The sequence below is a fragment of the Eubacterium sp. AF16-48 genome (genome assembly GCF_003479405.1).
Classification (GTDB): Bacteria; Bacillota; Clostridia; order Lachnospirales; family Lachnospiraceae; genus Eubacterium_G; species Eubacterium_G segne.
In genome coordinates this window covers 1-12,420 of sequence record NZ_QUHB01000012.1, presented here as the reverse complement: position 1 = coordinate 12,420, position 12,420 = coordinate 1, and the positions used below count along the sequence as shown (strand labels likewise).

Here is a 12,420-nt window from a genome sequence, read left to right as displayed (position 1 = left end):
AAAACACAACGTTTGATATCCCCTAAAATATTTGTTATTATAAAAACATATATTTAAGTAGCAAAGAATGATAACGCTAGTGTTTTTAATATAAAAGGGCGACAGATATGGAGAAAAGAAAATTTTTATTTATAATACCGGTAATTATATTAATTTATATAATAAGTAATGTAGTCTCCATTTGCACCTACAGCAATGTTTATGAAGACAAAGAATGTGATGTGGCGATTGTATTAGGTGCGGCCTGTAATGATACAGAAGTATCTGAGGTGTACAAGCAAAGATTAAATCACGCTATTAAACTTTACAATGAAGGAAAAGTGAAGAAATTAATTGTTACCGGTGGAATAGGTGCGGGTAATACCAGAAGTGATGCTGATGTGGCAGCAGAATATTTGACTGAAAATAACATTCCCTTGGAAGATATATTTAAAGAAGATAAATCCACAATTACTCAGGAGAATTTAGAATACTCCAAAACAATAATGGATAATAATAAATTTAAAACAGCATTAATTGTAAGTGACCCACTGCATATGAAAAGGTCTATGTTATTATCAAAAGACTGTGACATAGATGCATTTTCGTCTCCTACCGACACCAGTGCATATAAAACCTTGAAATCAAAAATCCCCTTTGTAGCAAGAGAGACTTTTTTCTATATTGGTTATAAGTGGTATAAATTATTAAATTAAAGGATGCTCTTTCCCATTTGCAAAAACCCACTCCATGAAGTAAAATACTACTGTTTGTACAAATATATACATATGGAGAAATTTATGAACAGTTTAAAATTAAGACATTCACTACTTTTAATTCTTACAGCTTTTATATGGGGTGTTGCTTTTGTAGCCCAAAGTTCCGGTGGGGATGCATGTGGCCCGTATACCTTCAACTGCATCCGTTCGTTTATTGGCTCACTGGTACTTATTCCTGTTATTTTCTTTTTAAATAAGGGAAAAGGTAAGTCCGATAAAACCGAAAGAAAACTTTTAATTATTGGTGGTATTTGCTGCGGACTTGCATTGTCTCTGGCAAGCAATCTGCAACAACTTGGGTTATATCTTGGTGCATCTGCCGGTAAAGCCGGTTTTCTTACTGCCTGCTACATTCTGATTGTGCCTATACTTGGTCTTTTTCTAAAGAAAAAATGCGGTATTAATATTTGGATTGGGGTATGTCTCTCATTAGCAGGTTTATATCTTTTATGTGCCAAAGGTTCCTCTGGCTTTAATTTAGCAGATTTGCTACTGCTACTTTGTGCTTTTATTTTTTCATTACATATTTTAATTATTGATTATTTCTCACTTTTAGTAGATGGTGTTAAAATGTCCTGCATCCAGTTTTTCGTATGTGGAATCACATCAGCAGTGCCAATGTTTATTTTCGATATGAAACATTCAATAACAGGCATTTTCCAATGGATTCCACCTCTTATGACAGTTGATGTATGGATTCCTATTTTGTATGCCGGAATTTTCTCCTGCGGCGTAGCTTATACACTACAGATTATTGGACAAAAGGGTCTAAACCCTACTGTAGCCTCCCTTTTAATGAGTCTTGAATCAGTATTTTCAGTTATTGCAGGATGGATAATTTTAGGTCAGTCCATGGGTTCCCGTGAGTTAGCCGGATGCGGATTGATTTTTGTTGCCATAATTTTAGCCCAGTTACCTGCTCCCAATTTTAAAAAATATAAAAATTAATCTTTAAATAACTAAAGCCCTGCTGCAACGTCATTTATGATATTTGCAACGGGGCTTTATATTTACACAAAGGGATATTTTTCAATATAATAATCTGCAATTTCCCTTATCTTCATTTTATTACATTCAGATTTTTCATCTTCAACGGCAACCACCGTAAATCCCCCTGCTTTTGCCCCCATAACTCCTGTGAGAATATCCTCAAATACAACGCAATCCTTCTTTTCATGGTGAATACGTCTGGCGGCTTCCTCATATATGTCAGGAAAACCTTTGCCACGTTTTACCTCATCCACTGTTACAATTTCAGAAAAACAGTTAAGTATTCCTTCTCTTTCCAAAGTAGGCATAAATAACTCCCGATCTGAAGACGTAGCAACAGCCAGCTTCTTTCCCCCTTTAAAAAGGTGTGTGATATATTCCTTTGCTCCAGGCTTACATACTACTTTTTTTGCGTATTCTTCCTTTGCCATGTCAAACCATTCCCTTACCAGCTCTTCCGGTTTTTCCCCATGAAGATTAAACCGGTCAATGGTATAAACTGCCGCCTTGTAAGCCCCTAACGGAGAAATTGATTCCACATAATCCTCAGGGACATCATAGCCTCTATCTCCCAGGAATTTTATGTCAACCATATCCCATACCCATGAACTATCAAGAATGGTCCCATCTAAATCAAATATATAGCCCTTATAATTTTCATTAAATTTCATCTTATGCTCCATATTTTTTTATCAACTGCATTGTCCCTCATTACAATGCCATTAACATTGCACCTGTGTAATATCATATACTAAATTCCGGCAGGCTTCCAATAAAAAGATTTTATTTTACTATTTCTTCCATTTGGTCTAATAAATCACCAAACAGGTTAAGTGCCTGCTGTACCGGCTCTTTTTCAGCCATATTCACTCCTGCCATTTTAAGAAGGTCAATAGGATCCTTTGAACCGCCTCCTGTTAAAAACTTCATATAATCCTTAACAGCACTTTCCCCTTCATTCATTATTTTCTTAGAAAGGGCTATTGCCGCTGAAATTCCCGTTGCATATTGATAAACATAAAACGGATTATAGAAATGTGGTATTCTCGCCCATTCCAAAGCGATTTCATCGTCCGATACCATTTCTTCTCCAAAATATTCTTTATTTAAATTCAAATATGTTTCACAAAGAAGGTCACTTGTTAAAGTTTCTCCCTGCTCTACCATATGATGAGTTATTTTTTCAAACTCAGCAAACATTGTCTGACGATACAGCGTTCCCTTAAATTGCTCAAGAAAATGATTAATAAGATAAGCTTTCGTATCCCTGTCATCAGTGTTTTTCAGCAAATGATGTATTAAAAGTGACTCATTACATGTAGATGCCACCTCTGCCACAAAAATACGGTATCCTGCATTAATATATGGTTGTGTTGTATCGGAATAATATGAATGAAGAGCATGCCCCATTTCGTGTGCTAGAGTAAACACGTCATCAAGAGTTCCCTGATAGTTAAGCAACACATAAGGATGGGTTCCGTAAGCTCCCCAGGAATATGCCCCGCTTCTTTTTCCTTCATTTTCGTAAACGTCAATCCATCTGTTGTTAAAGCCTTCTTTTAACTTGGAAAGATAATCCTCACCCATAGGTTTTAGTGCTTCTAAAACCATTTCCTTTGCTTTTTCAAAAGGTATTTTATCCTTAGGTGCCTTAGCAATTGGAGCGTAAACATCATACATATGTAGTTCATCCACTCCAAGAATCTTCTTTCTTAATTTAACGTATCTGTGCATCAATCCCATGTTTTCGTGCACAACATCTATTAAATTATCATAAACTGACACCGGGATATTACTTCCATCAAGGTGCATTGCAAGGGATGAGGGATAATTTCTCACATCTGCATAAAAGCATGCCTGCTCAACATTTGCATTAAAGGTTGCCGCAATTGTATTTTTCATTTTGCCATAGGTATCATATAAAGCCTTAAAGGCATTTTTTCTAAGTTCTCTGTCCTCTCCCGCAAGAATTGGGACATAATTGCCATGGGTTATTTTGATTTCCTTATTGTCACTTCCCTTTACCACCGGGAAATCAATATCGGCACCATTGTACATTGAATAAATGTTGTCAGCTGCTGCCGCCATTTTTCTGCTTTTTGCCAAAATTTCTTCTGTCTTCTTATCAAGAGTATGAGCTTTTCCTCTCAATATTTCTCCCACATATCTCCGGTAATCGGCCAGCCTGTCATCCTGCATCCATGAAAGTAATGTATCTTCCTCCATTTCCAAAATTTCCGGTTCAAAAAAAGCTGATGCGCTTCCTATGTCTACTGTCAGTTTCTGTGCCTTTCCTGAATATGCCTGATACTTTGCCTCTGCCATATCCTGATGGTACTTTTGGTTTGAATATACATAAAGTCTTTCCACTAACAAATTTATCTCATCATTGAAATTAAAATATTCAATTAATTTTTCTTTATCCTTTGAAACTTCACCTGAAAAATCACTATAATGAGGAATCATCTTTGTTGCCTTTTCAAAGTCCTTTTCCCATGCCTCATCACTTATAAACATATCCTCCATTTTCCAGGTATCCTGAATTTTCTGTTCACTTCTCTTCATTTGGTTTCCTCCTCGTCTATTTTATTTAATGCCCTATCCTACAATAATCCCAGGCTTTTTAATACAAATATAATAGCGGTCAGGGTGAATGCAGAACATAGGGTTGTCAACACTACAACACTGCTTGTAAGAGTTCCTTCTGATTTCATGCTTTTTGCCATTATGTAACAACTTGGAGTAGTAGGGGATGTCAGCATAATAACCAGTGCCATCAGCTTCTCATCCCTGTATCCTAACCACACAGCTATTGGCAAAAATACCATTGCCCAGCCTATAAGTTTAAAAAACGTAGCAACAATGACAGGCTTTGCCTTTTTTATTGCCTTTCCAAATTCAAAACTGCCACCAATTGCCAAAAGTGCCAACGGAGTGGCTATTCTTGCAAAATTTCCTATGGTATTATCTATTATTTTAGGGAACTGCACCTTTGTTGCAGATAAAATAACCCCGGCAAAAATACTTAAAATAATAGGATTTGTTACTATTCCCTTTAAGGTGGTTAGTAAGGTTTTATCCTGACTTGCGCCTTTCTGCGGACATTCCACTGTTAAAACCAGAACTGCATAAACATTATAAAGTGGTACCGCCCCTAAAATCATCAGAGGCACCATTCCTGTGTCCCCATATATATTAAACACAAATGCGGCTCCTAACACTGCCGCACTACTTCGATATGAAGCCTGAACAAACTCACCAACAATTGTTTTATCCTTTACCAGCAATTTAGCTCCAACCCATGTGGCGAAGAAACATATTGACGTTACCACTGCACAATATACAACATACATTCCGTCAAATTTCTGCAGAAAATCATTGTTCATCATGTCCTGTATAAGTAAAGCCGGCAGGGTAATTGTAAAGTTAATTTTATTTGATGCCTTTATAAATCCTTCATTTATCCAGCCTATTTTTTTAAGTAAATATCCCACAACAATTACCAGAAAAACCGGAACTGTTGCATTTAAACCATAAATCAAGCTATTCATTTTCAATAACCTCTTTTTGCAAATTAGGATTTAATTCTCTCTGCTTTAACATTTCTATCTCAAATTTGTAGGGTGCATAGGATTTTTTATCGTTATCCGGATCCTTAATATATGGGGTCTCTAGAATTTTTGGAATATTTTCAAATTCCTTCATATAGACAATTTCCTTAAGAGTTTCAAATCCTATGTTTCCAAAGCCAATGTTTTCGTGTCTGTCTTTTGCTGCACCACAGGGATTTTTGCTGTCATTAATATGAAAAACCGCAATCTGGTCAGTTCCTATTACTTTGTCGAATTTCTCAAATGTTCCACTTAAATCATTTACCAAATCATATCCACTATCGTTTACATGGCATGTGTCAAAGCAGACACGGAGCTTATCGTTATATTTTACGCCATCATAAATTCTTGCAATTTCCTCAAAGTTTCTGCCTATCTCGCTTCCTTTTCCTGCCATGGTCTCTAATGCTATATATGCCTTTGTGTCTCTGCTAAGTACATTGTTTATGCCATTTATTATCTGCTTAATTCCTGCGTCAACACCTGCTCCAACGTGGGAGCCGGGATGTAAAACCATAACCTTACTTCCCATTTTTTCCGTTCTGTCTAATTCCGTAGCCAAAAACTTTTCTGCAATTTCATAGGTTTCAGGCTTAATGGTATTGCCTAAATTAATAATATATGGTGCATGAATTATAATATCTTCAATGCCGTTTTTTTGCATATATTCCCATGCTTCTTTTATCTTTAATTCACTTACATCTTTTCTTTTGGTATTTTGAGGTGCACCGGTATATGCCATAAAAACATTTGCTCCATAGGATTTTGCCTCCTTCGCCGAGCCAAGAAGCATATCCTTGCCACTCATCTTAACATGTGAACCTATTTTCAACATAACACTCTCCATAAAACCTTTATTTTGTAATTTTTATCCAATGGTATTTATCTAATAATATTAACCTTTTGCTTTCCCACTATACCACATATACTGTATTTTTTCTATTGCATTTGGTATAATCAAACCAATTTAAGTGACACCGTTTAAACATATTTTTATTTAACATTCGTCGTTTTTTCGGGAAAGGGGTTCTGTTATGACATTTATATTTGACATGAAAAAAAGTTATGCTATTTCAAAGGATTTAAGGGAAATTTGCACCAATATTTATGAAATCTGCAAAAACGAAAATCAATATATTCCCCAACTGTTTTTCGGAGAAAATGAGGCGTTATCTGTTTCATGTGATGATTCCGAATCGGTTTTATGTAATGGTTCAACCCCGGGTAGCTCTTCACCTGTTTCATATGATGATTCAAATCGGGTTAATCCGTTACCTGTTTTGTACTATGGCGTACATGAGGGAAAAACAGTAGGATTTTTAAGTGCTGACTTCTATAATAATGAAATTGTTGATATTTGTGGATATGTTCTTCCGAAGTACAGAAAACTAAATTTAATGTCATCTCTTTTAGACTCATTTTTAACTGATTATAATGACTTTTATATTTCAGCAATGTTAAATTCCAAGAATTCTACCGGTTGTGCTGTTTTGTCTCATTTAGGCTTTGAAAAAACTGCCACTGAATATATGATGAAGTTTTCATTATCTAGTGCCTGTTACAAAACACTTCCTAAATATGTGAAGATAGTTGACGGGAATTTAGAAAGTACCACTCAAAGTGTTAAATTTGAAATGGTCTCACAGGGTGCAACTGTTGGCAGCTGCCTTATTGAATTGTTTAATGACAGGACTGTATGTATTCATGATGTTCTGGTTTTTGATAAATACCGTGGTATGGGGTACGGCTTTAAAATGCTTGATGCTGTAATTTCTTATTTGTCCAAAGACCACACATATGTTTTGCTTCATGTAAGTGGTGACAACAAACCTGCCATTTCACTGTATAAGAAACTGGGGTTTGTGGTAGTTGACAGCGCTGAAATATATGAAATGTAGTTTTTAGGCTATGTTTTAATAGTTGATAATAGTTGATATTTGTTTTTCCTATTTTTCAATGGTACCAGCCCCCAAATATTCTAATATAACAAATGACCGCCGCATCTTAGCGACAGCCATTTATTCAGTGCTACCACATATCTATGGCAACCATTATTCAGCACAACACTACCACACATTACTGTGCATAGTCTACTTTTTCAAATAATCCCTTGTGATCCCAAGGCCAATACTTAAATACTGCTTTTGCAATTACATTCTCACGCTTTAAGTACGTATTGTTCCAGAATCTTGCATCACTGGAGTTATTTCTGTTATCACCAAGCATGAAATAACATCCCTCCGGAACCTGATATGTCAACTCTTCATCTGAACCATTTACATATACCCATTCTTCCGGAAGGTACGGTTCATCTAATGGTTTATCTGAATCGTTGATATAAATTTTTGCATCCTTAATAGTTACTTTCTCTCCCGGAAGTCCAATTACTCTCTTTACGTAGTACTTCTCATCCTTAGGACTGTTTTCATCATAATCAGGATTGATAAAAATAACAATGTCTCCTCTCTTAGGATCTGAGAGCCAATATGATGTTCTAAGTCCAATCATGCGGTCCCCTTTCATTATTGTATTCATCATAGAACCTGTAGGAACGTTGGCATTCATAATAATAAAATTGTTTATAACAAAGGCAATAACCACTGCCACAACAATTATTCTAATCCAGCTGAAAATCTCCTTCTTTACATTAATAGGTTCACTTTCCTGTTTCTTTCGAGGCTTTCCGTTCTCCTTAACTGAATCATCTGCCGGGTTAACAATCACGTCGTCCATCAGATTTTCATCTTCTACCTCTTCTGATTGGTAATTTCTGTTATCTTCCATTCCGTCACATTTCCTTTCGTCTTCCAATTTTTTTGACTTTTTTAGTATATAATCAATGGAATATATATGCAATAAATGTTCTGTTACAATTCTATTAACAAATTCTCTATTTTGTTAAAATTAATACTATTTTATGAAATTTGTTCTAATTTGGGCCTCCGGTTCCGGATGTACTATTCCCTTTTCCTTTCCTGCCTCAATGCATTTTAAAATCCATGCCATATTTCTTGCAATATTTCTTACAATCTGAAGGCCCTCTTCATCCCTTTTAACATCTTCCGGGGTGCTGCCATGAACCATAGGCCAGTAATTTCCATTAATTAGTGGCATATGGAAAAATTCAGGTATTTTGGCAATTTCATCTAATGCACTGGTTGTGCCGGCACGTCTTGCACTTACCACCATTGCAGCAGGTTTATATTTAAGATACTTTCCCGCACTCCATGATAATCTGTGAAGAAATCCCATCATGTTTCCACTAATAGAGGCATAATGTACCGGACTACCAAATACCACTGCGTCTGCCTGTTCAAGCTTTTTAGCTGCCTCAACTACCACTCCTCCATACACGCATTCTCCTGTAGTGCCACATCCGCCACAGCCCATACAGCCTCCCAGTGGTTTGCCTCCTACATGCATTATCTCTGTTTCAATTCCTTCTTCCTGTAAAACCTTTGCCATCTCACAAAGTGCCGTATATGTACATCCATTAGCTTTTGGACTTCCATTAAACATTAATACTTTCATTTAAATCTAACCTCCGGTTATTTTGAATAGACATAAATATGAGTTCTTTTCCCTTATTATTTTATTGTATTTATACAACTAAATCATTATAACATATATTTTTAAATATACAAAGGAACTGCCCACTTATTAATGTTATTATTTTTATTCTAAAAAAGGACATACCACATATGTGACATGCCCTTTTTATTAATATTATTTATTATGCAACGATTTTGCATAATAAATATCTGCTGCCTTAACCTTACCTCCACCCGGTGCCATATCAAAGCATCCGGGCATTGTAAGGCATATAACCATTACCATAAGAAAGGATATTATTTTCTTCTTCATCAATATCTATCCTCCCGAATATTTCAATTAAATCTCATTAGGAGTAACAACGGCACTGTTCCAGTTGTAATCAATTTCCTTATAAGATGGTGTAACAACAGATAAAATGTTATTGAACAGGTAATTGTGTGCACTTAAAGTGTTCATCATTAAATTCTTATACAAGTAATCTGCTGTATCATAAATTGATGTGCTCTGTGTCTTGCTGTAAATAACTGAGCCATCTTTTAATTTTGCATAAGCACGAACTGACATCTTTTCACTTAAGAAAGCTACCTGCTGCTTATCAAACTGTAATGTCATAGTATAACTTTCATAGTCTTCATCTCCGTTAATAGACATATCCATACGTCCCTTTTCAGTTGCTGCATAATCAAACACCTTGTTATTGCTGCTTCCTACAACCATATCACTTTCTGAAACATAACTTGAAAGTCCATATACTAAACCTAAGCTTTCAACTTCTGCATTAGGATCACTTACTGAATAAACTGTTCTAAATCCACCAAGAGTTGTACTAATCTGATATCCATCTACTCTGATATCCGCTGACTTAGCCGGTTTATCTGTAAATGTCATAGTCTTTGAGAATATATTGTTGCTTGTGTCTGACTCATCAACATCTCTTGTATCATTTACATGAGCAGAAACTGTATGTGTACCTGAAACAACCGTCCATGATTTCTTGGTATTTGGTCCTCCATTCATGGAAACAGTAACCTCTTCTCCCGGTTTCAACGGTCCGAAGAATGTATCACACCAGTTAACGACCTGTCCATCTACGGAAAGTGCAACACCATGCTTTGTATTTGATGCACTGGTTGCTGTACCCTGATTTTTAATCGTAACAGTAAATACTGCTTCTTCTCCTGTATAGTAATTCTTCTCTGTATCAATATCAGTAACAACCAAATCACACTTACCATACTCAGGTGCCTGAGTTGGTGCTTCAGTAGGTTTCTCTGTAGGCTTCTGTGTCGGTGCCAGGGTTGTTTCCTGTGGTGCGTTTTGGTCAGGTAATGAAATAGACATTCCGGTAATGTTTACACCACCCATGCCACATATAAGCTTAACTGTATTATTAGTTCCCGGATTTAAGTCAATGAAACATGTAGCCACGCCTGAATAATCACCCCATCCGGTAGTCTTGTTAAATTTCAGGAAATAGCCGTCACCTGCCTTGTCACCTGAACTTTTTACCAATGCAGTAGCTCCATCCGGTGTTCCATAGTATACGGTAAGCATAGCCTGACCGCCTTTTCCTCCGTTTACATTATTCCACTCAACATATGAGCCTTCATAATGAAGGTTTTCAATGGCATCCCCGCCTCTTGTGGCTCCACCACCAATTTGTGCATTTGCAATACTATAATCTGTCTTCTCTGTAAATTTAGCAGGATCCGGACTGCTGTTGCTTCCCGCTACATCTGCCGGATTAACATAATCTACGTTAGCAACACCTTCTTTTGTCTGTTTTACAGTCTGAATAGAACCGTCACTGTTGAACTTAACCTCATCAATACATACTGAACGTAATGTTCCATTTCCTGAAATTTCACAATTGTGATAGAAAAGATACCAATGACCCTTATATTCTGTTATAGAGCCATGAGTTGTATCACAACCTGTTCCTTCAAGAACAATTCCACCCTCTTTCCATGGTCCGTATGGTGAATTAGCAGTTGAATATCTCATAAGGTTCTGACCTGCTGTATTGTCTGCATACATTGCATAGTAAAGACCATCTTTCTTAAATACCCACATACCTTCATGGAAATCTGTAAGTGTCTGGTCAATTCTAACCGGCTCCTCTGCTAATGTCTGCATATCAGACTGCATTTTTGCCACATAACATGATGCTCCACCACCTGTGTAGAGATAGTATGAACCATCATCATCTTTAAATATACATGGATCAATACCTGTAACATAAGGTGAACCATCTTTTTTCTTTACATAACCATCATCCGCACACTTAAATCCACTTGCCGGGCTATTGCTCTTTGCAATACCGATTCTCCATGTGTTATTCCACGCATCCCCTGAACCTGTTGGATGCGGGAAATAAAAATAATATGTTCCGTTTTCATAAGCTGCATCCGGAGCCCACATAAATCCACCTTCTTCACGTCCCCATGATACATCGTCTGATGAAAGGATTTCTCCCTCATCTCTCCATGTAACCATGTTATCTGAAGAAAATACATGATACTTGTCCATTAAGTCACATCCTCTTGATGGGAAAATATCATGAGATGCATAAATGTAAATTCTTCCATCCTTTTCCCACACATGGGCAGATGGATCTGCCGTAAACATATTGGTAATAATTGGATTACCTGCATAGTAAGTTTTTTCATCAGCGTTTACTTCGGTTTTCTGTGCGGCATTAAATCCCCCCATCATGGTAATAACCATTACCATAACCAATAAAGCCGCTAACCCTTTCCTTCCTTTTTTCATCCTTTACTCATTGGCGTTCCTGCCAACTCCTCCTCTCTATATAATTATTTTATATGGTGTACAACACCCACCTGCATATATGCAGGATTTTTTCTCTCTAATATAACGCAACCTTACCAGCCAATTATATATTAATACAATGAGTTTTTCTATAAAAAAATTATACAAATAGACGGATTTTTTCTATTAATCTTTACTTTTTAGTGAATTTTGACTAAATATTTTTTATTTTATATTTATTTCTTCATTTCATTTTTCCTGTTCTTCTTTTTCAGAAATTGATAATTTTTCATATAGCTGATCTGTTTTAGATGCTACTCTTAAGCAGCAATACAATACAAAATTAATTAACACCACTATAATTATTCCTATAACAATTAATACTACTTTCATTTTTATCCTTTTTATTTTAGTGTTACCGGATATAGAAATTTTTATTTATTTTTAAGGGCGCACCTTCTTACTACTCTTATACATCCTATTATTAGGTCGTTGTACCTTAAAAGCCGGACAGTCCTTGACCATCCGGCTTCTTATTAGGCTGTCTGCCTCTCGGCTAGCTGCCTCTTTAATTCCTCTATTTCTTTTTCATATCTTTTACGTTCTTTTTCTATTTGGTTCTGCTTTTCATCCAGCTTCTCCTGCATTATCTTACGTTCAGTTTCTCTTCCTCTCGCTTCTCCTAATGCTTCCCCACTCATTCTTGCGTCATTCATCATGTCATCAATTGCCTT

Annotated in this window: 13 protein-coding genes; 3 read left to right on the top strand and 10 right to left on the bottom strand. The window is 36.2% G+C overall.

The features are described 5' to 3' along the window. Window positions 1-107 precede the first annotated feature (107 nt). Complete coding sequence (locus DWW68_RS11430; RefSeq protein ID WP_118589560.1) at window positions 108-695, top strand: YdcF family protein; 588 nt, start codon at window positions 108-110, stop codon at window positions 693-695. A gap of 84 nt (window positions 696-779) precedes the next feature. Next, window positions 780-1,706, top strand: coding sequence for a DMT family transporter (locus DWW68_RS11425; protein ID WP_021952943.1), 927 nt, complete (start codon window positions 780-782; stop codon window positions 1,704-1,706). A gap of 62 nt (window positions 1,707-1,768) precedes the next feature. On the opposite strand, the gene DWW68_RS11420 is transcribed toward DWW68_RS11425, so the two are convergent. From DWW68_RS11420 to DWW68_RS11405, 4 genes are all read right to left on the bottom strand, one after another. After that, window positions 1,769-2,419, bottom strand: coding sequence for an HAD family phosphatase (locus DWW68_RS11420; protein ID WP_021952944.1), 651 nt, complete (start codon window positions 2,417-2,419; stop codon window positions 1,769-1,771). A gap of 112 nt (window positions 2,420-2,531) precedes the next feature. Beyond that, entirely contained in the window at window positions 2,532-4,313 is a 1,782-nt protein-coding gene (gene pepF / locus DWW68_RS11415) for an oligoendopeptidase F (protein ID WP_118589562.1), read from the bottom strand. A gap of 38 nt (window positions 4,314-4,351) precedes the next feature. Then, complete coding sequence (locus tag DWW68_RS11410; RefSeq protein ID WP_118589563.1) at window positions 4,352-5,299, bottom strand: AEC family transporter; 948 nt, start codon at window positions 5,297-5,299, stop codon at window positions 4,352-4,354. Then, on the bottom strand, window positions 5,292-6,194 hold the full coding sequence (locus DWW68_RS11405) for a deoxyribonuclease IV (RefSeq protein ID WP_021952947.1): 903 nt from the start codon (window positions 6,192-6,194) through the stop codon (window positions 5,292-5,294). The genes DWW68_RS11410 and DWW68_RS11405 overlap by 8 nt, the downstream gene beginning before the upstream one ends. A 199-nt stretch (window positions 6,195-6,393) precedes the next feature. On the opposite strand from DWW68_RS11405, the gene DWW68_RS11400 reads away from it, so the two are divergent. Then, entirely contained in the window at window positions 6,394-7,257 is an 864-nt protein-coding gene (locus DWW68_RS11400; RefSeq protein WP_118589564.1) for a GNAT family N-acetyltransferase, read from the top strand. A 178-nt stretch (window positions 7,258-7,435) separates the two neighbouring features. Here DWW68_RS11400 and lepB read toward each other — a convergent pair whose 3' ends face one another. From lepB to DWW68_RS13500, 6 genes are all read right to left on the bottom strand, one after another. Then, the gene (gene lepB, locus DWW68_RS11395) at window positions 7,436-8,092 is read right to left on the bottom strand and encodes a signal peptidase I (protein ID WP_118589640.1); all 657 of its coding nucleotides are present in this window, start codon (window positions 8,090-8,092) and stop codon (window positions 7,436-7,438) included. 177 nt (window positions 8,093-8,269) lie between these two features. Then, entirely contained in the window at window positions 8,270-8,890 is a 621-nt protein-coding gene (locus DWW68_RS11390) for a flavodoxin family protein (RefSeq protein WP_118589565.1), read from the bottom strand. A gap of 195 nt (window positions 8,891-9,085) precedes the next feature. Further along, a complete protein-coding gene (locus DWW68_RS13505; RefSeq protein ID WP_158576894.1) occupies window positions 9,086-9,223 on the bottom strand; it encodes a hypothetical protein in 138 nt (45 codons plus the stop codon). Window positions 9,224-9,250: 27 nt separating this feature from the next. Further along, window positions 9,251-11,686: a family 43 glycosylhydrolase gene (locus DWW68_RS11385; protein ID WP_118589566.1), complete on the bottom strand. Its 2,436-nt coding sequence runs from the start codon at window positions 11,684-11,686 to the stop codon at window positions 9,251-9,253. 249 nt (window positions 11,687-11,935) lie between these two features. Beyond that, window positions 11,936-12,079: a hypothetical protein gene (locus tag DWW68_RS13625; RefSeq protein WP_186840720.1), complete on the bottom strand. Its 144-nt coding sequence runs from the start codon at window positions 12,077-12,079 to the stop codon at window positions 11,936-11,938. Window positions 12,080-12,222: 143 nt separating this feature from the next. Next, a partial coding sequence (locus tag DWW68_RS13500) for a hypothetical protein (RefSeq protein WP_158576892.1) occupies window positions 12,223-12,420 on the bottom strand: 198 nt, incomplete at its 5' end.

Excerpts from the sequence above, each read along its gene's own strand:
- DWW68_RS11410 (WP_118589563.1), bottom strand. The coding sequence starts at position 5,299 with ATGAATAGCTTGATTTATGGTTTAAATGCAACAGTTCCGGTTTTTCTG.
- DWW68_RS11405 (WP_021952947.1), bottom strand. The coding sequence starts at position 6,194 with ATGTTGAAAATAGGTTCACATGTTAAGATGAGTGGCAAGGATATGCTT.
- DWW68_RS13625 (WP_186840720.1), bottom strand. The coding sequence starts at position 12,079 with ATGAAAGTAGTATTAATTGTTATAGGAATAATTATAGTGGTGTTAATT.
- DWW68_RS13505 (WP_158576894.1), bottom strand. The coding sequence starts at position 9,223 with ATGAAGAAGAAAATAATATCCTTTCTTATGGTAATGGTTATATGCCTT.
- DWW68_RS11425 (WP_021952943.1), top strand. The coding sequence starts at position 780 with ATGAACAGTTTAAAATTAAGACATTCACTACTTTTAATTCTTACAGCT.
- lepB (WP_118589640.1), bottom strand. The coding sequence starts at position 8,092 with ATGGACGACGTGATTGTTAACCCGGCAGATGATTCAGTTAAGGAGAAC.
- DWW68_RS11430 (WP_118589560.1), top strand. The coding sequence starts at position 108 with ATGGAGAAAAGAAAATTTTTATTTATAATACCGGTAATTATATTAATT.
- pepF (WP_118589562.1), bottom strand. The coding sequence starts at position 4,313 with ATGAAGAGAAGTGAACAGAAAATTCAGGATACCTGGAAAATGGAGGAT.
- DWW68_RS11420 (WP_021952944.1), bottom strand. The coding sequence starts at position 2,419 with ATGAAATTTAATGAAAATTATAAGGGCTATATATTTGATTTAGATGGG.
- DWW68_RS11390 (WP_118589565.1), bottom strand. The coding sequence starts at position 8,890 with ATGAAAGTATTAATGTTTAATGGAAGTCCAAAAGCTAATGGATGTACA.
- DWW68_RS11385 (WP_118589566.1), bottom strand. The coding sequence starts at position 11,686 with ATGAAAAAAGGAAGGAAAGGGTTAGCGGCTTTATTGGTTATGGTAATG.
- DWW68_RS11400 (WP_118589564.1), top strand. The coding sequence starts at position 6,394 with ATGACATTTATATTTGACATGAAAAAAAGTTATGCTATTTCAAAGGAT.